18 protein-coding genes are annotated in these 20,699 nt (G+C 59.2%); 6 read left to right on the forward strand and 12 right to left on the reverse strand.

Features of this window, described 5'->3' with window-relative positions:
• Positions 1-152 precede the first annotated feature (152 nt).
• From pilB to yacG, 5 genes are read left to right on the forward strand one after another with little or no spacing between them, the layout of a single operon-like run.
• On the forward strand, positions 153-1,889 hold the full coding sequence (gene pilB, locus Q0931_RS08755; protein WP_299259358.1) for a type IV-A pilus assembly ATPase PilB: 1,737 nt from the start codon (positions 153-155) through the stop codon (positions 1,887-1,889).
• A gap of 8 nt (positions 1,890-1,897) precedes the next feature.
• Positions 1,898-3,139, forward strand: a complete 1,242-nt coding sequence (locus Q0931_RS08760; protein ID WP_299259360.1) for a type II secretion system F family protein — start codon at positions 1,898-1,900, stop codon at positions 3,137-3,139.
• Between the two features lie 10 nt (positions 3,140-3,149).
• Positions 3,150-4,007: an A24 family peptidase gene (locus tag Q0931_RS08765; protein WP_299259362.1), complete on the forward strand. Its 858-nt coding sequence runs from the start codon at positions 3,150-3,152 to the stop codon at positions 4,005-4,007.
• A 55-nt stretch (positions 4,008-4,062) separates the two neighbouring features.
• Positions 4,063-4,671 carry a dephospho-CoA kinase gene (gene coaE / locus Q0931_RS08770; protein WP_299259364.1) on the forward strand — a complete coding sequence of 203 codons (609 nt, stop codon included), beginning with the start codon at positions 4,063-4,065 and terminating at the stop codon, positions 4,669-4,671.
• A complete protein-coding gene (gene yacG, locus Q0931_RS08775; RefSeq protein WP_299259366.1) occupies positions 4,668-4,889 on the forward strand; it encodes a DNA gyrase inhibitor YacG in 222 nt (73 codons plus the stop codon). Before coaE ends, yacG begins: the two co-directional genes overlap by 4 nt.
• A gap of 95 nt (positions 4,890-4,984) precedes the next feature.
• On the opposite strand, the gene Q0931_RS08780 is transcribed toward yacG, so the two are convergent.
• The 4 genes from Q0931_RS08780 to Q0931_RS08795 form a co-directional block, all read right to left on the reverse strand.
• Entirely contained in the window at positions 4,985-5,929 is a 945-nt protein-coding gene (locus Q0931_RS08780; RefSeq protein ID WP_299259368.1) for a Nudix family hydrolase, read from the reverse strand.
• 100 nt (positions 5,930-6,029) lie between these two features.
• Positions 6,030-7,238, reverse strand: a complete 1,209-nt coding sequence (gene argJ, locus Q0931_RS08785; RefSeq protein ID WP_299259370.1) for a bifunctional glutamate N-acetyltransferase/amino-acid acetyltransferase ArgJ — start codon at positions 7,236-7,238, stop codon at positions 6,030-6,032.
• Positions 7,239-7,313: 75 nt separating this feature from the next.
• Positions 7,314-10,061: a preprotein translocase subunit SecA gene (secA, locus tag Q0931_RS08790; protein WP_299259372.1), complete on the reverse strand. Its 2,748-nt coding sequence runs from the start codon at positions 10,059-10,061 to the stop codon at positions 7,314-7,316.
• Between the two features lie 30 nt (positions 10,062-10,091).
• Positions 10,092-10,445 (reverse strand): hypothetical protein, encoded by a 354-nt coding sequence (locus Q0931_RS08795; protein WP_299259374.1) that lies wholly within the window; start codon positions 10,443-10,445, stop codon positions 10,092-10,094.
• A gap of 64 nt (positions 10,446-10,509) precedes the next feature.
• On the opposite strand from Q0931_RS08795, the gene Q0931_RS08800 reads away from it, so the two are divergent.
• Entirely contained in the window at positions 10,510-10,974 is a 465-nt protein-coding gene (locus Q0931_RS08800) for a DciA family protein (protein WP_299259376.1), read from the forward strand.
• Positions 10,975-11,074: 100 nt separating this feature from the next.
• On the opposite strand, the gene lpxC is transcribed toward Q0931_RS08800, so the two are convergent.
• The 8 genes from lpxC to murD form a co-directional block, all read right to left on the reverse strand.
• The gene (gene lpxC, locus Q0931_RS08805) at positions 11,075-11,986 is read right to left on the reverse strand and encodes a UDP-3-O-acyl-N-acetylglucosamine deacetylase (protein ID WP_299259378.1); all 912 of its coding nucleotides are present in this window, start codon (positions 11,984-11,986) and stop codon (positions 11,075-11,077) included.
• A gap of 153 nt (positions 11,987-12,139) precedes the next feature.
• Complete coding sequence (ftsZ, locus tag Q0931_RS08810; RefSeq protein ID WP_299259380.1) at positions 12,140-13,330, reverse strand: cell division protein FtsZ; 1,191 nt, start codon at positions 13,328-13,330, stop codon at positions 12,140-12,142.
• A 33-nt stretch (positions 13,331-13,363) separates the two neighbouring features.
• The gene (gene ftsA / locus Q0931_RS08815) at positions 13,364-14,647 is read right to left on the reverse strand and encodes a cell division protein FtsA (RefSeq protein WP_086901407.1); all 1,284 of its coding nucleotides are present in this window, start codon (positions 14,645-14,647) and stop codon (positions 13,364-13,366) included.
• 197 nt (positions 14,648-14,844) lie between these two features.
• Positions 14,845-15,570 (reverse strand): cell division protein FtsQ/DivIB, encoded by a 726-nt coding sequence (locus Q0931_RS08820; RefSeq protein WP_299259384.1) that lies wholly within the window; start codon positions 15,568-15,570, stop codon positions 14,845-14,847.
• 43 nt (positions 15,571-15,613) lie between these two features.
• A complete protein-coding gene (gene murC, locus Q0931_RS08825) occupies positions 15,614-17,053 on the reverse strand; it encodes a UDP-N-acetylmuramate--L-alanine ligase (protein ID WP_299259916.1) in 1,440 nt (479 codons plus the stop codon).
• Between the two features lie 4 nt (positions 17,054-17,057).
• Positions 17,058-18,146, reverse strand: coding sequence for an undecaprenyldiphospho-muramoylpentapeptide beta-N-acetylglucosaminyltransferase (gene murG / locus Q0931_RS08830; RefSeq protein WP_299259398.1), 1,089 nt, complete (start codon positions 18,144-18,146; stop codon positions 17,058-17,060).
• Positions 18,143-19,321: a putative lipid II flippase FtsW gene (ftsW, locus tag Q0931_RS08835; RefSeq protein ID WP_299259400.1), complete on the reverse strand. Its 1,179-nt coding sequence runs from the start codon at positions 19,319-19,321 to the stop codon at positions 18,143-18,145. Before ftsW ends, murG begins: the two co-directional genes overlap by 4 nt.
• A complete protein-coding gene (gene murD, locus Q0931_RS08840) occupies positions 19,318-20,685 on the reverse strand; it encodes a UDP-N-acetylmuramoyl-L-alanine--D-glutamate ligase (protein WP_299259402.1) in 1,368 nt (455 codons plus the stop codon). The genes ftsW and murD overlap by 4 nt, the downstream gene beginning before the upstream one ends.
• Positions 20,686-20,699: the final 14 nt, after the last annotated feature.

Here is a 20,699-nt window from a genome sequence, read left to right on the forward strand (position 1 = left end):
CCCAGCGAGCAGGATAACGGTATATTTTGCGTTTGATTGTTGATTGACGCAGAGCCTTTAACGACAAAAGCACCGGGAACTTTAGAGAAGGAAACGCCCGCCGATAACATGGGACAAGTCGCCAATCCCGCTGGCCAAATGGATGTACGTGCATGTCGGACGCCCTTACTCAACTGTCTGCCAACCCCCTGCGCAGCCTCGCCCATCAGCTGGTCGAGGATGGCCTGCTGGAAGCCGATCAGGCGCTGGCACTTGAAGGGCAGGCCCATCGCGAAAAGCGGGCACTGCTCAGACTGATCATTGAAGAGACCGGCATATCGCAGCGCGATGCGATCCAGAGTGCCGGCTGGGCCTTTGGACTGGGCTGTGTCGATCTGGACGCCATCCCGGTCGTACGCCTGCCGCCGCTGCAGGGGTTGCCGGAGTCCATGATTCGCCGGCTGGGCGTACTCCCCCTGCTGCGTCAGGAGCGCTCTCTGATCGTGGCGGTGGATGACCCCTCTCGCCTGCCCGAACTCGATGAGCTTCAGTTCGTGATCGGCATGAGCGTGGAAGGCGTCCTGGCGCCGGCCGAGCAGCTCGCGGGCAGGCTTGAGCAGTACCTGGAAGTCCATGGCGAGGGCGCCCTGGCACTGCTGGAGGGCCAGAACGCCATCGAGACCCTGGCGCTTGAGGAAGGCGATCTGGTTCTGGATCAGACAGAAGACGCCTCCTTTCAATCCAGCGACGACGCGCCGGTGGTGCGCTTCGTCAAACAGATCCTGCTGGACGGCATTCGCCGGGGCGCTTCCGATATCCATTTCGAGCCATTTGATGAAAGCTTTCGGATTCGCTTTCGGGTGGACGGTATTCTTATGGAAGCTTCCCGCCCGCCAGCGCAGCTTCGACAGCGCATCGCCGCCCGCATCAAGGTGATGGCACGGCTGGATATCTCGGAGCGACGCCTGCCCCAGGACGGCAGCGTGCGCCTGAAACTGTCGACCAAACGTCACGTCGAGTTTCGCGTGAACACCCTGCCAACGCTGTTTGGCGAAAAGATCGTCATGCGTCTGCTGGACCCGGACAGCGCCCGCATGGGCATTGATGCACTGGGCTTTACGCCCGAGCAGCGCAACGTCTTTGAACAGGCCATCGCTCGGCCGCAGGGCATGATCCTGGCCACCGGGCCGACCGGCAGCGGCAAGACCGTCACGCTCTATACCGCGCTCAATCTGCTCAACACCGAGGCGCGCAACATTGCCACCGCCGAGGACCCGGTCGAGATCAAGCTTGAAGGCATCAACCAGGTCAACGTGCGCCCCAATATCGGCTTTGATTTTGCCGCCGCCCTGCGCGCCTTTCTGCGTCAGGACCCCGACGTGGTCATGGTGGGAGAAATTCGCGATCTGGAAACCGCTGAAGTCGCCATCAAGGCGGCGCAGACCGGACACCTGGTGCTGTCGACGCTGCACACCAATTCTGCGGCCGAAACCCTGACCCGGCTGGGCAACATGGGCGTGGCAGGGTTCAACATTGCCACTTCCATCAGTCTGATCATCGCCCAGCGGCTGGCGCGCCGACTGTGTGAGCGCTGCCGGCAACCGGTGACGCTGCCTCGCGAAGTGCTCAAGCATCAGGGCCTGGATGACGCGCAGATCGACCAGGCCACGCTGTATCAGGCCGTAGGCTGTGAGCACTGTACCCATGGGTATCGGGGGCGCGTAGGCATCTATGAAATGGTGCCGATTTCATCCGCCATGAGTCATCTGATCATGCAGGATGCCGGCGCCATGGCACTGGCAAAGCAGGCAAGACGAGAAGGCCACCATGACCTGCGTCGCAGCGGCCTTCACAAGGTGCTGACGGGACTGACCACGCTGGAAGAACTCAACCGGATCATTCAGGAGTAATCGCTGCCATGGCATTTTCTGCCCTGTCAAAACGCTCATCTGCTTCATCGGGTCAGGCCACCACCTTTCGGTGGATGGGCAAGAATGGCCGTGGCGAACGGGTCAGAGGGGAAATGCACGGTATCAGCGAACATGACATTCGTCGTCAGCTGTCGTCACAGGGCATTGTCGTCACTCGCCTGAACCGCAAGCGCACCCTGCCCGGTATGGGTCATCGCATCAGGGGGGAAGACATCACCCTGTTTGCTCGTCAGATGGCCACCATGATCCGCGCCGGCGTACCCCTTCTGCAGTCTCTGGAGGCGGTCGCCAACGGCACCAATCGCCCCGCCCTGCGCCACTTTATCGAGACACTCAAGCAGGACGTCTCAAGCGGCATGAGCTTTTCCCAGGCACTGGCGGCGCACCCGCGCCATATTGACCAGCTGTTTATTCATCTGATCGAGGCCGGGGAACAGGCCGGTGCTCTGGATCGTATGCTCGATCGTATCGCCACCAACAAGGAGCGTCTTGACAATCTCAAGGGGCGCGTTCGCAAGGCACTGTATTATCCCGCCGCCGTCGTGGCCGTGGGCATTGCCGTGACCGCACTGCTGCTGATCAAGGTCGTGCCACAGTTTGAAAGCATGTTCGCAAGCTTCGGCGCCGAATTGCCGGCCCCGACCCGAATGACCATTGCGCTCTCGGAAGCGGCACAGCGTCTCTGGTGGCAGGTACTGCTGGCCACGCTGGCCATCGGCTTTTTCACTCGTCGCCTGCTGGCACGCTCGCCGGCCCTGGCGTTTCAGGCCAGCCGTTTAATGCTCAGGCTTCCAATCATCGGCCCGGTGATTGAAAGGGCCGCCATTGCGCGATTTTCACGAACGCTTGCCACTACCTTTGCCGCCGGTGTGCCCCTGATGTCGGCACTGGAAACGGCGGGCGGCGTCTGCGGCAATCTGGTGTTTGAGCAGGCCATCGATCGCGTGCGCCAGGATGTCAGTACCGGACAACAGCTCAATTTTGCCATGCGCACTACGGGGCTTTTCACGCCCATGGCCCTGCAGATGGTGGCGATTGGCGAGGAGTCCGGCGCACTGGAAGCCATGCTCAACCGAGTGGCCGATTTTTACGATGCCGAGGTCGAAAGCCGGGTCGATACGCTGACCACCCTGATGGAACCCCTGATTATCGTGGTACTCGGCTCACTAGTGGGCGGGGTGGTGGTCTCGATGTATCTGCCCGTATTCGATCTTGGCAGTGCCATATAGGAGCTTCGATATGCCCTCGCTGACCGATCCCTTTTTGCTGTGTCTGGTGGCGCTATTGGCACTGACCCTGGGCAGCTTTCTCAACGTGGTGATTGCCAGACTGCCCGTGATGCTGTCACAACAGTGGACACGGGAAGCCCATCAGACGCTTGCGCTGACACCACCGGCGCAAAAGCGCTGCAACCTGCTTGTTCCGCGCTCTCGCTGTCCTGAATGTGACACGGCCATTGCCTGGCATGACAATATCCCCCTGGTAGGCTATCTGAAACGCCGGGGACGCTGCGCGCAGTGTCGGGGCGCCATCAGCGTGCAGTATCCGCTGGTCGAGGCGGCCAGCATGATGCTGGCGCTGTGGATCATATGGCACCACGGCATGACATTGACCGGGCTGGCCCTGACGCTGGCCTGTCTGACACTGCTGGCACTGGCCGTCATCGACTGGCGCACGATGCTGCTGCCGGATGTGCTGACCCTGCCCCTGCTGTGGGGCGGACTTTTGTATCAGTTGACCAGCCAACCCGACAGGCTGGCAGAGTCCGTCATTGGCGCGATGGCCGGTTATGGTGTTGCCTGGGGATTTTACTGGCTCTTTCGCCTTGCGACGGGCCGAGAGGGTCTGGGCCGTGGCGATTTCAAGCTGCTGGCCGCCCTGGGCGCCTGGTGTGGCTGGATGTCCCTGCCACTGATTCTGGTGCTCTCGGCCACCACGGGCGCCGTGATCGGCATCATGATTCAGCTGGTCATCCCTCGCCTTCGAGGCGCGCCGATGCCCTTTGGCCCCTTTCTGAGCGCGGCGGGCATGCTGATACTGCTGGGAGGTGACAGGGTCATTGCGCTGTATTACAACATCATTGGCCTTGCGATCTAGTTTCTGTATCCATTTTCGCCCTCGGGCATCACAACGCTTATCCTTGGGAGCTCTCATGTTGATTATCGGCCTGACCGGCGGTATTGCCGCCGGCAAGACCACCATCGCCGAAGCCTTCGCCAGGCGCGGGGCGGCCTGGGTCGATGTGGATCATCTGGCCCGCGAGGTCGTCATGCCCGGTGAGCCGGCCCTGGCCGACATCCGCGAGCGCTTTGGCGACGCCGTCATGACCGAACAGGGCGAGCTGAATCGGGCTGCCCTGCGCCAGATCATTTTCGATGACGCTCAGGCGCGCCAGAGCCTTGAGGCCATCACGCACCCGCGTATTCGCGAAAGACTGATTCAACGTCTTGAAACCCTGTCAGGACCCTATGCCCTGCTGGTCTCCCCGCTGCTGCTGGATACCGATCAGCATCAGCTGGTGAACCGGATTCTGGTGATCGATGTGCCACCACAGGAGCAGATCAGACGGACCTGTGAACGCGACGGCGTGTCCGAGGCTCAGGCGCGTGCCATCGTGGACGCCCAGATGTCGCGCAATCGACGACTTGCCAGCGCCGACGACGTTATCGACAATGTCGGTAGCTTTCACGTGGTCGAGGCCCGAATCGATCGGCTCGATCTTTTTTACCGCCAGCTTGCCAGTCAGTACAACGCCCAATGAGTGATGAGAATCAGACCCCTGTCGTGCCCTGCCCCCGGTGCGGCAAGCGACTTTACTGGACCAGCGACAATCCGTGGCGTCCGTTTTGTTCCAAACGCTGCAAGATGATTGATCTTGGTGCCTGGGCCGATGAGTCGCACCGCATTGCCGGAGAGCCGGCCATGGATGATGCCAGCCTCGATGAGCTCATGAATCGCATCGAACGCGGCGACCAGTAACCCTCGGCGCTTAATATCTGCGGCACACCTGCAGGCCATGAATGCAAAAGGGCCACCCCGATGGGGTGGCCCTTTTTTATGTCGAATGTGTTGGCCTAGCGCCAGAATTCACGAATCGAGGCAATTCCCTGCGCGCCCACGGCACGCGCCCGGTCACCGTCATCGCGGGAAGTGCCGCCCAGGGCATACACCGGCATCGTTACTTCTTCGACCATCTGTTGCAGGTCATGCCAGCCAATGGTCACCGCGCCCGGGTGGCTGGGGGTTTCACGCACCGGCGACAGCGTTGCGAAATCACAGCCCAGGCGCTGGGCCTGAGCCAGCTGTTCATCATTGTGCGTGGAGGCTGCCAGCCACTTGCCTTCTTCTATGGGGCGATGCGTCAGCGCCATCAGCTCACGGCTGGGCAGGTGCAGGCCGTCGGCATTCACGGCCCTGAACGTCTCCAGCGAACAGTTGAGAATCAGCGACGCTCCATGCTCGCGACATTTCGCCAGCGCCCGTTCGGCGCGCGCCCGGTAAGCACTTTCATCCAGATCATGGGCGCGCAGCTGTACCAGTTTGATGTCATCTTCCACCAGCGCGCGCTCGAGCTTGCGGTCGAATTCATCTTCATCACTGGCTTCCCCCGTGATCAGATAATCATGAGGCAGGGTCACGGCACGAATGATGGGACCGTTGGCCGCCGGGAAGGCGTAGCGGCCCAGATCATCCGGATTGACCCAGCGCACGGCCTGGCCTTCACGCCCCCAGGGCTCGCCCTCGAAATCGTGGGTTTCCCAGACATCGAGCAAAATATGCTTGTCGGGATACTCATGATGGACACGAATCAGCGGCTGAGCGCGCTGAATGCTGATGCCCAGCTCTTCGCGCAGCTCACGACGCAGCGCTTCAAGCCCGGTTTCATACGGAGCCAGCTTGCCACCGGGGAATTCCCACAGTCCGCCCTGATCGGCAATCGATGGCCGCCGTGCAATCAGCACTTGGCCCTGATCGTTGAAAATGGCCGCAGCGGCGACATGTACCCTTCTTTTCGGCATGCTGGCATGACCTTTCATGATGCGTGAATATCAATCGGTAGAGGGGGTGGCGCAACGCTGCCACCCCGAAGCGTAATAGCGACAGCGCATCTGGCGCTCGTCAGCTGCGATAATCGGCATTGATGGAGACGTAATCGTGGGAGAGATCCGATGTCCAGACCTGCTCTCGTGCCGTACCCCGCCCCAGATGGATCGTGATATTGATCTCTTCTTCCGCCATGACGGCTGCCCCGGCTTCCTCGCGGTATTCCTGCGCTCGGCCTCCCTGACGCGCAATGGTGACACCATTGATCTCGATCGCAACCTGGCTGACATCGAAATCCTCGATGGGCACCTTGCCAACTGCCATCAGCAGACGGCCCCAGTTGGCATCGCTGGCATAGAGCGCTGTCTTGACCAGCGGCGAGTGCGCGACGCTAAAGGCGACTGCCAGCGCTTCGTCACCGCTGGCCGCCTCCTCAATGGCAACAGTGACAAACTTGGTCGCCCCTTCGCCGTCACGCACGATCGCCTGAGCCAGCGACAGCAGCACCTCATCAAGGGCGCGGGCAAACTGCTCCAGCGCCTCATCGCCATCAATCGCCACACCACACCCCGTCGCGACCAGCGTGCAGGCATCATTGGTGGATGTATCGGAATCGATGGTGATGCGATTGAAACTTCTATTGACGCTTTCGCGCAGCAGGGACTGCAGCGTGTCATGGGCAATGGCGGCATCGGTCGCCACAAAGGCCAGCATGGTGGCCATGTTGGGGCAGATCATGCCGGCCCCCTTGGAGATGCCGTTAATGGTGACCGGCTGCCCCTCGATCATGATCGTGCGTGTGGCACCCTTGGGGCACGTATCGGTGGTCATGATGCCTTCGGCCGCGGCCTGCCACTGCTCGGCATCCAGTGATGCCAAGGCTTCATCCAGACCATTGCGAATCCGCTCAACCGGCAACGGCTCTCCGATCACCCCTGTGGAAAAGGGCAGCACCTGCTCCGGCAGCTGACCGGTACGCTCGGCGAGTGCCGCACAGCAGGCCAGCGCATCCTGCATGCCCGACTCGCCGGTGCCGGCATTGGCATTGCCGGTATTGATCAGCAGATAACGCGGTGCACCGTCTGCCAGATGGCGCCGTGCCACATGTACCGGTGCGGCGCAAAAGGCGTTGCGCGTGAAGGTAGCGGCCACATGACTGCCTTCAGCCAGTTCAAAAATGACCAGATCACGACGATCCGCCTTCTTGATGCCGGCCCGGGCCGTGCCCAGTCGCAGCCCTTCGATGCAGGGCATATCGGGAAAATGCGCTTTACCTACGGCCATGACCACTCCCCTGTGCTGTTCCTGTGGCCTACCCGGCGCCTGTACGGTCACCGGGCAGGGCGCGTACATCAATGATTATTTATCGAGACTGCCGTGGCAGTGCTTGTACTTTTTGCCGGACCCGCACGGGCAGGGATCGTTACGCCCGACCTTCGGCTCGTCGCGGCGCACGGTCGGGTTCTGAACGGCTTCGGCCGCGGCAACCGCTTCTTCGCTGATCTCGGGCGCCGGCACCTCTTCGTGCGCGACATCGGTGCGCGTCATCTCGCTGGCCTGCTGTTCACGCTGCAGGTTTTCACGACGCTCGCGCTCAAGCGTTTCCGGATCTGCCTGCTGACGAACCTGAACGTGGCTGAGGATGCGCACGACATCGGATTTGATGTTGTGCAGCAGCGTCTGGAACAGCTCGAAGGATTCGCGTTTGTATTCCTGCTTGGGGTTTTTCTGGGCGTAGCCGCGCAGATGGATACCGCGACGCAGGTGATCCATCGACTGCAGGTGTTCCTTCCAGCGGGTATCGAGCACCTGAAGCATGACCTGTTTTTCAAAGCGACGCATGGTCTCGTCACCGACGGACGCTTCCTTCGCCTCCCAGGCCTTGCGAAGCTGCTCGTGCAGTCGCTCGCGCAGCATCTCTTCGTGGAAGCCTTCATCCTCCCGCGCCCAGGCAACGACCGGCGCGTCCAGATTGAACTCCTGACGCAGATGCTCTTCGAGCCCGGCCAGATCCCATTGCTCGGCCATACTCTGAGGTGGCACATAGCTTGAGATGGCGTAATCGAGCATCTCGACACGCAGACCCTGAACGTTGTCGGAAACGTCGTCGGAGGCCAGAATTTCGTCTCGCTGGTCATAGACGACGCGACGCTGGTCGTTGGCCACGTCATCGTATTCCAGCAGCTGCTTGCGCATGTCGAAGTTGCGCCCTTCCACCTTGCGCTGGGCACGCTCGACCGCGTTACTGACCATCTTGTGCTCGATGGCCTCGCCCTTCTCAAGGCCCAGCACGCCCATCATTTTCTGTACGCGCTCGGAGCCGAACAGACGCATCAGGTTGTCTTCCAGCGACAGGAAAAAGCGGGTTGAGCCCGGGTCCCCCTGACGACCGGAACGGCCACGCAGCTGATTATCGATACGACGGGATTCGTGGCGCTCGGTGCCAATCACATGCAGACCGCCTGCCTCGATAACCGCATCGTGGCGTTTTTTCCATTCGGCCTTGATGGCCTCGATGGCCGCCTCGCTCGGGTTGTCGAGCGCAGCCACTTCGGACTCCCAGTTACCGCCCAGCATGATGTCGGTACCGCGACCGGCCATGTTGGTGGCAATGGTCACCGCCGCCGGACGGCCGGCCTGGGCGATGATCTCGGCTTCCCGATCATGCTGCTTGGCATTAAGGACGTTATGGGCCAGCTGCTGCTTGCGCATCATCTCGGAGAGCACTTCAGAGCTTTCGATCGACGCGGTACCGACCAGCACCGGCCGACCTTCGGCCTGCTTCACCTTGATGTCTTCAATGATGGCCTCGAACTTCTCCTGGGTCGTCATGAAGACCAGATCGTTGAGATCCTTTCGCGCCCTTGGCTTATTGGTCGGGATGACCAGCACGTCCAGGTCGTAGATCTCACGGAACTCGAAGGCTTCGGTATCGGCCGTACCAGTCATCCCCGAGAGCTTGTCGTAGAGACGGAAATAGTTCTGGAAGGTGGTGGACGCCAGAGTCTGGCTCTCCTTCTGGACTTCCACGTTCTCCTTGGCCTCGACCGCCTGGTGAAGGCCTTCAGACCAGCGCCGACCGTGCATGGTACGTCCGGTGTGCTCATCGACGATGATGACCTCACCCTTGGTGACCACATAGTCTACATCGCGATGGAAAAGATGCTTGGCCCTGAGTGCGGCTGAGACGTGATGCAAAAGCCCCAGGTTATGAGCGGCGTACAGCGAGTCCTCATCAGGCAGCAGGCCGGCCTGACGCAAAAGGTTTTCGATCTCGTTGTGACCACGCTCGGTCAGCTCGATCTGCTTTTGCTTCTCATCGATGATGAAATCGCCGGTTTCGGGATCTTCCGGATCTTCGCTGGGCACCAGCGGCTCTACCAGCTGATGGATGGTGCGATAGATATCGACGTTTTCATCCACGGGCCCCGAAATGATCAGCGGCGTGCGCGCCTCATCGATCAGGATCGAGTCCACTTCATCGATAATGGCGTAGTTGAGCCTGCGCTGGACCTTGTCAGCCTGGGAGAAGGCCATGTTGTCACGCAGATAGTCAAAGCCGTACTCGTTGTTGGTGCCGTAGGTAATATCGCAGGCATAGGCACTGCGCTTGTCCCGCGGCTGCTGCCCGGCGTAGATCACCCCTACGGACAGGCCCAGAAACTCATACAGCGGGCGCATCCAGTCCGCATCACGACGCGCCAGATAATCGTTGACCGTGACCACGTGAACGCCCAGCCCAGGCAGTGCATTGAGATAGACGGCAAGCGTTGCCACCAGCGTCTTGCCCTCGCCGGTTTTCATCTCGGCAATCCGACCTTCATTGAGCGCCATGCCGCCAATCATCTGAACATCGAACTGGCGCATGCCCATCACACGTTTGGTGGCCTCACGCACGGTGGCAAAGGCTTCGGGCAGCAGTTTTTCAAGCGTCTCGCCATTGGCAAGCCGCTCGCGAAACAGGGTGGTCTGCTGCTTCAGGGCACTATCATCAAGGGCACTGATGGCCTCTTCCAGTGCATTGATTTTCGTAACAGTCTTGCGCATGCGTCTGATTTCACGGTCGTTCTTGCTTCCGACCATTTTGCGTAACAGCGTATTCAGCATCTCTTTATCCTGTGTCGTCGTGTCATGTCTTTAGCAAGGGCAATGACACGTCGAAGGCGGGCCGCGGCGCGACAGCACATCATGGCCTGTCGACATGCCAAGCCAGGGCCGAACAGGCAATACCGTGCGTACCACAACACGGGAGAGCGCTACCGGCAGGCGCCAGACGCGCAGCACCAGCCGTCTGAGACGATATCGTCGGCGCGATTCGGCGCGAATATGGTCTGGCGAATGAAAACAGATCCGGATCAGCTGGGCCGCCGTGCCCCCCAGGCGAGCATCGGCCATGCCGATCGGCAAAAGACAGCCAATCAGAATACCGGCCAGCCACCATCGAGTCCTGAAGCCCCGTGGCAAGCGGAATGTACGAGCGGGATGGGTCATGCTGTCAATCTGAGGATCAGCCGTGATAAATTGGCGCCATCCTTAATGATCGCGCGGCAGGGCCATGAGTATAAAGGGTAAAGGAGTACGCGCCCAGCCCGTGGGGCAATTGTTACGCACCCGTGGCGCTCTGGCACCGCTGATTCATACGGCCGGTATCCTGCTCGAAGCGCAGGAACATCTTCTCGCGACGCTGCCCGACGAACTGAAGGATCACGTTCGTGTCGGTGGCTATCGTGATGGCCATCTGACGCTAATGACGGACCGCGCCGTCTGGCTGACCTGGCTGCGCTTTGAACGCCAGCGCCTGCTGAGCCTGCTGCGACAGCTCCCGGCACTTCAGGACCTTCAGGGATTAACCTTCAAGGTTCGCCCCATTCGACCCACCTATACCCCGCAGGCGCAAACCCGCGAACTGCCGGAAGCCGCGGCTGACCAGCTTCGTGAATGCGCCCGTGATACGACCAGCCCTCGCCTTAGAAAATCGCTTGAACGCCTGGCTTCGCATGGCGGTCAGAACAGCCAGTAGTCGTTATGTATCCCTGATAAAGGACCTGCAACAAAAAAGCACCGATCGCTGATCGGTGCCTTTTTTGACTGTTGACGTTCCTGCCGGACAACCCGAAAGGTTACATGGCCATGGCGGGCTCGGAATAGGAAATCGGCGAGGTCTCACGATCCTCAAAGGTCACGATTTCAAAGGCTTCCTGATGCTGAAGCAACGCGCGGACCAGCTGGTTATTGAGCCCGTGACCGGACTTGTAACCGCGGAACTCACCGATCAGGCTGTAGCCGAGCTGGTAGAGATCGCCGATGGCATCCAGCACCTTGTGGCGCACGAACTCGTCTTCATAACGAAGGCCATCCTCGTTCAGAATGCGGTATTCGTCGACCACGATCGCATTGTCGAGGCTGCCGCCCAGCGCCAGATTCTGGGAACGCAGGAATTCGATATCACGCATGAAGCCAAAGGTACGCGCACGGCTGACTTCCTTCACAAACGAGGTCGTTGAGAAATCAACGCTTGTGGTCTGCTTCTGGCTGGCAAACACCGGATGATCAAAGTCGATGGCAAAGCTGACCTTGAAACCATCATGCGGCAGGAAGGTCGCATACTTGTCACCATCCTTGACCGTCAGCTCCTGCTTGATACGGATAAACTTCTTGGCCGCTTCCTGCTCGGCAATGCCTGCCGATTGAATCAGGAAAACGAACGGGCCGGCGCTACCATCCATGATGGGTACTTCCGGTTCGCTGAGATCAACAAAGACATTATCGATGCCCAGCCCGGCAAAGGCTGACATCAGGTGCTCAACCGTGGAGACACGTACATCGCCAACAGCGACGGCTGTGCACATGGTCGTAAAGTGGACATTTTCCGGGTGTGCCGGGATACGAACGACCGGGTCCAGATCGGTACGTACAAACACGATCCCGGTATTGGCTGGTGCCGGACGCAGCGTCAGGTAAACCTTTTTACCCGAATGCAGGCCAACGCCTGTCGCGCGAATGGTGTTCTGTAGTGTTCTTTGACGGATCATAGTCTGAGCTACCAGGCAGGAAACATTCAAACAGTTGTTTATATGGTAACAGTTCCCTTGGGGGTTCGACAACGAACAGTGTTCGATTAGTCGATCTTTATATTTTTATAATCATCATAAAATTGGGCGGCCCCGAAAGGCCGCCCAATTAAATTAGTCTGCCTGGCGGCGCAGAAAGGCCGGAATATCCAGATAGTCATCCATTTCCTGAGACTTCTGGCGACGCTCACGAGACTCGCGAGAAGCCTTTTGCTGCTCCTTTTCCTTCTCTTTTTCACGCGACGCCGCCTGCTGGCGTGAGACGGCTGGCTGACGCGCCATGCGACGGTAGTCCGACTGATCACTGCGGGACGCCTGCGTCTGACGCGGCGTAGCCTTCTCCACACGGCCATCAAGGCCTGCTGCCACAACGGTCACGCGCAAGTCGTCAGTCATTTCCATATCGATGGCGGTACCCACCACAATGGTCGCGTCCTGAGAAGCAAACTCTTGTACCGTGGCACCCACGTCATTGAACTCACCGATGGAGAGATCCGGGCCGGCCGTAATGTTGACCAGAATGCCGCGCGCGCCGTTGAGATCGATATCTTCCAGTAGCGGACTGCGAATGGCCTTCTCGGCCGCCTCCCGAGCACGATTTTCGCCCATGGCCGTTCCGGTACCCATCATGGCCATGCCCATCTCGGACATCACCGTGCGAACGTCTGCAAAGTCGACGTTAATGATACCCGGGCTGGTAATCAGCTCCGCGATGCCCTGTACGGCCCCCAGCAATACGTCATTGGCAGCGCTGAAGGCTGTCAGCAGGCTGGCATTCTTGCCCAGAACTGTCAGCAACTTTTCATTCGGAATGGTGATCAGGGAGTCAACATGCTCGGAAAGCTCCTTCATCCCTTCTTCAGCGGCACGCTGGCGCTTGGGACCCTCGAACGGGAACGGGCGCGTGACCACGGCCACGGTCAAAATGCCCAGTTCCTTGGCCACCTGTGCCACGACAGGCGCACCGCCGGTGCCGGTACCACCGCCCATGCCGGCAGTGATAAACACCATATCAGCACCCTGCAAAAGCTCGGCAATACGCTCGCGGTCTTCCATGGCAGCCTGACGGCCGACTTCCGGATTTGCCCCGGCACCCAATCCCTTGGTAATTTCACTGCCCAGCTGCAAAACGGTTTTGGCAGCAACTCTCTTGAGCGCCTGCGCATCGGTGTTCGCGCAGATGAATTCAACGCCTTCGATATTGCTTTCGACCATGTGATTGACAGCATTGCCGCCGCCACCACCTACGCCGATTACCTTGATTACCGCGCTGCTGGATGGCGCATTGTCTACAAGCTCAAACATAACCCCGTCTCCTGGACCGCCACGGCAGTCCTGTCAGAAATTTCCTTTTAACCAGCCCTTGATCCGCGTAATGGTTGAGGAGAGCCGCTCGTTGTCCTGGCGCTCGGACTGGTAACGTCTTGGCTGCTCATCCCGGCGGGGTTGGGCCGTAGATCGCGAGTAGCGAGAATATTTCATGCCGTAGAGTAACAAACCAACGCCGGTCGAATAAATTGGATTGCGCACGACATCCGCCAACCCTCGCACGTTTTGCGGGCAGGCAATCCGCACCGGCATGTGAAATATCTCTTCTGCCAGCTCCCCCACCCCTTCCATTCTTGAGGTGCCGCCTGTCAATACAATACCGGCGGCTACCAGATCTTCATACCCACTGCGCCGAAGTTCTTCACGCACCAGGGTAAAAAGCTCTTCGTAGCGAGGCTCTACCACCTCGGCCAGATGCTGTCTGGAAAGATCACGTGCCGGCCGATCGCCGACACTGGGCACCTTAATCATTTCATCGCTGGATGCCAGCTGTGTCAGCGCGCAGGCATACTTGACCTTGATGTCTTCGGCATACTGGGTCGGCGTACGCAGCGCCATGGCAATGTCATTGGTAACCTGATCGCCGGCAATGGGAATGACCGCAGTATGACGTATGGCGCCTTCGGTAAAGACGGCAATATCGGTCGTGCCGCCGCCGATATCCACCATGCAGACACCCAGCTCACGCTCATCCTCGGTCAGTACTGCATAGCTTGAAGCCAGCTGCTCGAGAATAATGTCATCCACTTCCAGTCCGCAGCGACGTACACACTTTTCGATATTCTGAACGGCGTTGAGCGCCGCCGTGACCAGATGCACCCGCGCTTCAAGACGCACCCCCGACATGCCCAGCGGCTCACGAATACCTTCCTGGGTATCAATGGCATATTCCTGCGGCAATACATGCAGAATTCGCTGGCCTTCGGAAATGGCACGTGCCCGGGCTGAATCAATGACACGATCGATATCGGACGGCGCTACTTCACGTTCCTTGATGGCCACAACGCCATCGGAATTCATGGAACTGATATGGCTGCCGGCGATGCCAACATAGACAGAATGAATGTCACATCCCGCCATGAGTTCGGCTTCTTCAACGGCACGCTGAATAGACTGCACTGTCGATTCAATATTGATGACCACCCCTTTTTTCATGCCATGCGAGGGGTGAGAGCCGATGCCGGCAATCTCTATGCCGCCGTCATCGGTGGGTTGCCCAACAATGGCCACAACCTTGGATGTTCCGATATCCAGCCCGACTACCATATTGGAAGCGTTGGTTTCTCCTGCCATAGGTCGGGCCTACTCCCTGATCAATCTGTTAATACGCACAATTATCTCAATCGCATTCAATTAAAAAAGTAACTGGCGTAATTGCGCGTTAATAATACTGAAAAGACTTACCGAGAATACGGTGATTTTAAAGCGAAAGAAATACCCATTTCCTCTGATGACCCGTGTTTTTACGCAACTTAACGAGAACGTTCCAATTATCCATCCGAATTATCATTTTCGGGGTCATTTTCGCCATGCCACGCCACCGAGACGCCATTGGGGTAACGCAAATCGATATAACGGATATTGTCGCGACTCCCAGAAAGCCCACGCTGCCATGCCGTAATAAAACGCTCAAGTCGCATATCCAGATCCGTTCGCCCCAGCATGATCCAAAAGGCATTATCAAGCTGTACACGCCAGGCACCGCGCGGCTCAAGACGCAGTTGCGTAATGGTCATGTTCAAACGCGCAAACTGTTTTCTCAAGGCATCATAGTAGGCAAGCACCTCAGGACCGCTCCCCTGCGGGCCGGCCAGCCATGGTTTGGCACCCACATTCTTGATGGGACCAGCCGCAAAGGGTTCACCCTGAGCATTGAGCAATGAATCATCATTCCACCAAGCCACGGGGCGCTGCTCGTAGAGCTCAAACGTCAGTGCATTCGGCCACCGCCTCGAAAGGCGGACATCCTTGAGCCAGGGCACCTGTAGCGCCTCACGACGCAGCTGGCTGATATCGACAGACAACCAGCTTTCTCCAGCGATTAGCGGCGAGAGCTGATCCTGCAGATAGGCGGCATTGACATATTCCAGATCACCCCTAATGGACACATGCTCAATAGGCTTGTCCAGCCATATCCAGAGCGTACGACCACCTGCCACCAGCAGTGCCACGATGAGAATCAGTCCCAGCAGGCGATTGGAAGTTGCCGTTGTCATTGCACACCCTGTACCAAGGAACAGGTTTTGAAAACCCCAGTCATTACAGGGCAACTCCCTCGAGCCTGAGTTCACTATGGGCCAGCGAAATGCTGATACCGCCAATATCACCGGCACCCTGCGTGATCAAAATGTCGTTGTCATCGAGCACGTTGCTTAATATGTCCGCAAGCGCTTCACGACTTTCGACAAAAAGCGGCGAGGTTTGCCCGCGCTGACGAATGGAGCCTGCCAGCGCACGTGAGTCAGCACCCGTAATGGGGGCCTCCCCGGCACTGTAAACGTCCAGAAGCAGCAGCTGATCGACGCCTGACAGCACCCGCACGAAATCTTCATAAAGATCATGGGTTCTGGAGTAGCGATGCGGCTGATAGATCATGATCAGACGCCGATCCGGCCAGCCCTCACGAACCGCCTGAATGACCATTTCCACCTCGCGTGGATGATGACCATAGTCGTCCACCAGCATGACCGGCAGGCCATTGTCGGCACTGCCAGGCAATCGATAGTGTCCCTGAATCTGAAAGCGGCGCCCAACACCGGCAAATCCTCCCAGCGCCTGAATGATCGACGCATCGCTGACTCCGGCGTCCGTAGCCACTGCAATGGCCGCCATGGCATTCAGGGCATTGTGACGACCGGGCATGGCCAGTCGAACATTGATCGCGGCATGCGGCTCGGGACGACAGGCTGTAAACGAGACGGTATCGCCCTGTTGGGAAAAATCGGTAATCCGGTAATCGGCGTTGTCGTCAAACCCATAGGTGACAAACTGACGCTGAATTCTGGGCAATAGCTCGTGCACGACCGGGTCATCAAGGCAGACAATGGCCAGCCCATAAAAGGGCAAGTTGTGCAGAAATTCGATGAAGGTATCCTGCAGACGACCGAAATCACCCTCATAGGTCGCCATGTGATCGGCATCGATGTTGGTCACGATCGCCGTCATCGGCTGAAGGTGCAGAAAGGAGGCATCGGACTCATCTGCCTCGGCGACCAGGTACTCGCCCTCCCCCAGCTGCGCGTTACTGCCGGCACTGGTAAGTCGTCCGCCAATGACAAAGGTCGGATCAAGCCCACCCTCGGCCAGAAGGGTAGCCGTCAGACTGGTCGTTGTGGTCTTGCCATGCGTGCCCGCCACCGCAATTCCGTGGCGAAAGCGCATCAGCTCGGCAAGCATTTCGGCGCGGCGTACCACCGGCACTCGATGTTCCCGTGCCGTCACGACCTCGGGATTGGTCGGGTCCACAGCGCTCGACACAACCACTACATCAGCATCACGCACGTTGTCGCCGTGATGCCCGATATTCACCCGGATTCCGCACTGGCGCAGATGTGCCACGACCGCAGACTCGCGCAGATCACTGCCGCTGACACAAAAGCCCTGATTGGCCAGTACCTCGGCAATGCCACACATGCCGGAGCCGCCAATGCCTACAAAATGAATACAGCGTATGCGACGCATACCGCTGCGTGCCTGCATCTGATTACTCAAAACCTGTCTCCATACAGCCCTGGGCCATGATGTCGGTCGCCTCCAGCTGCGCCACGCTTCTGGCACGCCGTCCCATTTCCAGCAATCGATGAGCATCCAGCAATTCGCCAAGCGTGTCACTTAACGCCTGTACGCTCATCTTCGACTGAGGAATCAATTGCGCCGCACCGGCCTCGACCAGATAATTTGCATTGATGGTCTGGTGATCATCCACCGCGTGTGGAAACGGCACCAGAAGTGATGCCCTGCCCGCCGCGGCCAGTTCGGTGACCGTCAGCGCACCGCTGCGACAGACCACCAGATCAGCCCACTCATAGGCCTGTGCCATGTCGCCAATAAAATCGGAAATGTTCGCCTTGACACCTGCTGCCTCATAGGCCTCGATGGTGGCAGCCTCCTTATTGCGGCCGGCCTGATGTCGAATCTCGGGCCGGGCATCGTCTGACATCAGGGCAAGCGCTGCGGGAACACGCTCATTGAGTACCTGTGCTCCCAGTGACCCGCCCACAACCAGCAGCCTCAGCGGCCGTGTCGTCAGCGCTTCGATCCCGCGCGAGGCTTCACCAATCGCCGCGATCTCCTGGCGGACGGGATTGCCGATCACGATCGGATGACGAGCGTCGTCAAAGGCATTGGGAAAGGCGGCATACACGCGGCGGGCCAGACGGGCCAGCACCTTGTTGGTCATTCCCGGCAAGGCATTCTGCTCGTGAATGATCAGCGGCACCTTCATCAGCCAGGCAGCCAACCCACCGGGGCCGCTGGCAAATCCACCCAGCCCGACCACCAGCGATACATCCAATGATCGAATGGTGCGCCGTGCCTGATGAATGGCTTTCCAGAGTCGCCATGGCGCCTTGAGCCAGCCCAGCGCTCCGTTACCACGCAACCCGACAACCGACACATGGTGCAGAGGAATGCCCGCCTCGGGCACCAGGGTATTTTCGATGCCCCGGGGCGTGCCCAGCCAGTGTATCTCGACCCCCCTTGCCTGCAGGGCGCGCGCCAGCGACAGCGCAGGCACCACATGCCCACCGGTCCCCCCGGCCATGATCAATACTCTTTTGGACCACATACTCATGCCGACGCCTCCGCGGTGGCACTGCGAGAGCGTTTGCGTGCGGCGCGACGACGACCTCTTGTCTCGCCATCGATTCGCAGAAGCACCCCGACCATGGCGCCACTGACCATCAGACTAGACCCACCGTAGCTCAGTAGCGGCAGCGTCAGGCCCTTGGTCGGCAGGAGCCCTGCATTGACCGCCACGTTGATAAAGGACTGTGAGGCAAAAATGATGCCGATCCCGTAGCAGACGTAGGCCGCAAACAGATGACCACTCTCCTCGGCATTACGCCCAATGCGAAAACAGCGATAAACCAGCACGACAAAAAGAGCGACAGCGCCTACGGCACCCAGCATACCGAGCTCTTCTGCCAGCACTGAGAACACAAAGTCGGTGTGTGCCTCCGGAAGGTAAAAGAGCTTCTGGACGCTGTTGCCCAGACCAAGACCGCTCCAGCCACCGCGACCGAAGGCGATCAGCGCCTGAGTGAGCTGATAACCGGAACCGTACTGGTTGGCCCACGGATCAAGAAAGCTGGAAATACGTGCAAGGCGATAAGGCTCCGATATCGCCACAAAGGCGCCAAGCGTTACTACACCGCCAGCCAGCAATATAAAGCGCCAGAGAGATGCCCCTGCCAGCAGCAGCACCCCCATGGTGGCCGCCAGCATGACGACCGCAGCACCGTAGTCCGGTTCGAGAATCAGCAGAATACACAGGGAAAAGGTCAGCATCAGCGGTGCCATGAAGCCCCACCAGCTGCGACGCAGACGCGTCAGGTGACGCTCGGTATAACCGGCGATATAGATGATAAGACAGAACTTGCCGACTTCGGAGGCCTGAAGGTTGATGGGGCCCAGATGGATCCAGCGGCGACTGCCGTTCACCTCTCGACCCACGATCAAAACGGCGGCCAGCAGAATGGCCGCTACAAGTAAAAGCGTCGGCCCGTTGGCGCGCCACCACACGGAAGGAATGCGCATGACCAGCAGAGCAATGCTCATGGAAGCCAGCACAAAAATGCCGTGACGAATACTGTAATACCAGGGATTACCGGTCTGGCTGCTGGCCACCTCTGTTGAAGCCGAGGTCACCATGATCCAGCCGATCACCATCAATGTAATGGCGGAAAGCACCAGCCAGCCATCGATGGCATGGCGCTCGGTAGAAAAACGTTCTGCCAGAGATTTCATGAATGCGGCTGCCACTGTTTAAGCCACGCACAGAAGACATCTCCGCGCGCTTCGAAGTTATCGAATTGATCAAGGCTGGCACAGGCAGGAGACAACAGTACCGCATCGCCCGGCTGCGCTACGCCTATCGCATGTTGCATGGCCTGCTCGAGCGTGTCCACGACCACAACTGCGACCGATGCCTCAAGTGCATGCGCCAGCTGCGCCCGATCGCGCCCGTACACCACGACGGTTCGTGCATAACGGGCAAGCGGTTCAGCCAACGGCGTAAAATCAGCGCCCTTCCCCACGCCACCGGCCAGCAGCACCAGCCGCCCGGACAGGGTCATGCCGATGCCTTCGATGGCCGCAAGCGTGGCGCCCACGTTGGTGCCCTTGGAATCGTTGATCCAGGTCACCCCATTGATGTCCGCTACTCGCTGCGCCCGATGCGGCAGGCCTGCAAAGTGCGTCACGGTCTCGATCAGACGCTCACGTGGCCAGCCGGCCTCGTGCCCCACCGCCAGCGCTGCCAGTACGTTAAGAAGGTTATGCTGACCCGGCATCATGACATCGCGTGCCGCCATGACTGTCTGTTCGCCCTGCATGAGCCAGACCTCGTCACCGCACGAGTCAAGACCCCAGTCGTGGCTGCTGATGGGATGGTCACTGCCAAAGGAGCGCGTACGCGCCACACGAGCCGCATCGCATGGCATGGTGGCAGGATCATCACGGTTGATGATGGCGACACCGGCCCCGTTGAAGATCTGCTGCTTGGCGCGCCCGTAACCGGCCATGCCGTCATGCCGGTCCAGATGGTCACTGCTGAGGTTGAGATATACGGCCACATCGGCATTCAGCTGCGGCGTGGTTTCCAACTGAAAGGACGAAAGCTCCAGCACGAAGCATGCCGCCTCCGGCCGCTGCGCCAGAAGGGTCAGCGCCGGCGTCCCCAGATTACCGCCCACCGCCACATCAATACCGCAGGCGCGCGCCATGTCACCGACAAGTGTCGTCACCGTCGATTTGGCGTTGGAACCGGTAATGGCAATCAGCATGGGACGCTGGCCCCGCTCGTTCAGCGCCTCAACGAAAAGTGCGGTTTCACCCACAACCTCCGGACCGGAGCGCGGCAGGCCGGGCGTGCGGACATCGACACCGGGACTCAGGATAATTCTGCCTGCCCGCTCAAGTGCCAGTGCACTCAGATCACCGCAGTGCAACGCGACGTCGGGATAAAGACGCTGAAACTCGGCAAGCCCTGCCGGTTGTGCGCGCGTATCGGCCATGACAAAGGGCTCGCCCCGGCGAGTCAGGTGCTCGGCGATGGCCAGTCCCGAGCGGCCAAGCCCGATAACAACACTATGATGCGACTCGATCAGCATGAGGAAGTCGCCAT

It is taken from the genome of uncultured Kushneria sp., assembly GCF_947497025.1.
Classification (GTDB): Bacteria; Pseudomonadota; Gammaproteobacteria; order Pseudomonadales; family Halomonadaceae; genus Kushneria.

Coding starts and splice junctions, on each gene's coding strand:
- Q0931_RS08780 (WP_299259368.1), bottom strand. CDS start 5,929: ATGCCGAAAAGAAGGGTACATGTCGCCGCTGCGGCCATTTTCAACGAT.
- Q0931_RS08820 (WP_299259384.1), bottom strand. CDS start 15,570: ATGACAACGGCAACTTCCAATCGCCTGCTGGGACTGATTCTCATCGTG.
- argJ (WP_299259370.1), bottom strand. CDS start 7,238: ATGGCCGTAGGTAAAGCGCATTTTCCCGATATGCCCTGCATCGAAGGG.
- ftsW (WP_299259400.1), bottom strand. CDS start 19,321: ATGAAATCTCTGGCAGAACGTTTTTCTACCGAGCGCCATGCCATCGAT.
- Q0931_RS08765 (WP_299259362.1), top strand. CDS start 3,150: ATGCCCTCGCTGACCGATCCCTTTTTGCTGTGTCTGGTGGCGCTATTG.
- pilB (WP_299259358.1), top strand. CDS start 153: ATGTCGGACGCCCTTACTCAACTGTCTGCCAACCCCCTGCGCAGCCTC.
- ftsZ (WP_299259380.1), bottom strand. CDS start 13,330: ATGTTTGAGCTTGTAGACAATGCGCCATCCAGCAGCGCGGTAATCAAG.
- Q0931_RS08800 (WP_299259376.1), top strand. CDS start 10,510: ATGAGTATAAAGGGTAAAGGAGTACGCGCCCAGCCCGTGGGGCAATTG.
- Q0931_RS08760 (WP_299259360.1), top strand. CDS start 1,898: ATGGCATTTTCTGCCCTGTCAAAACGCTCATCTGCTTCATCGGGTCAG.
- coaE (WP_299259364.1), top strand. CDS start 4,063: ATGTTGATTATCGGCCTGACCGGCGGTATTGCCGCCGGCAAGACCACC.
- Q0931_RS08795 (WP_299259374.1), bottom strand. CDS start 10,445: ATGACCCATCCCGCTCGTACATTCCGCTTGCCACGGGGCTTCAGGACT.
- murC (WP_299259916.1), bottom strand. CDS start 17,053: ATGCAGGCACGCAGCGGTATGCGTCGCATACGCTGTATTCATTTTGTA.
- lpxC (WP_299259378.1), bottom strand. CDS start 11,986: ATGATCCGTCAAAGAACACTACAGAACACCATTCGCGCGACAGGCGTT.
- yacG (WP_299259366.1), top strand. CDS start 4,668: ATGAGTGATGAGAATCAGACCCCTGTCGTGCCCTGCCCCCGGTGCGGC.
- murG (WP_299259398.1), bottom strand. CDS start 18,146: ATGAGTATGTGGTCCAAAAGAGTATTGATCATGGCCGGGGGGACCGGT.
- murD (WP_299259402.1), bottom strand. CDS start 20,685: ATGCTGATCGAGTCGCATCATAGTGTTGTTATCGGGCTTGGCCGCTCG.
- ftsA (WP_086901407.1), bottom strand. CDS start 14,647: ATGGCAGGAGAAACCAACGCTTCCAATATGGTAGTCGGGCTGGATATC.
- secA (WP_299259372.1), bottom strand. CDS start 10,061: ATGCTGAATACGCTGTTACGCAAAATGGTCGGAAGCAAGAACGACCGT.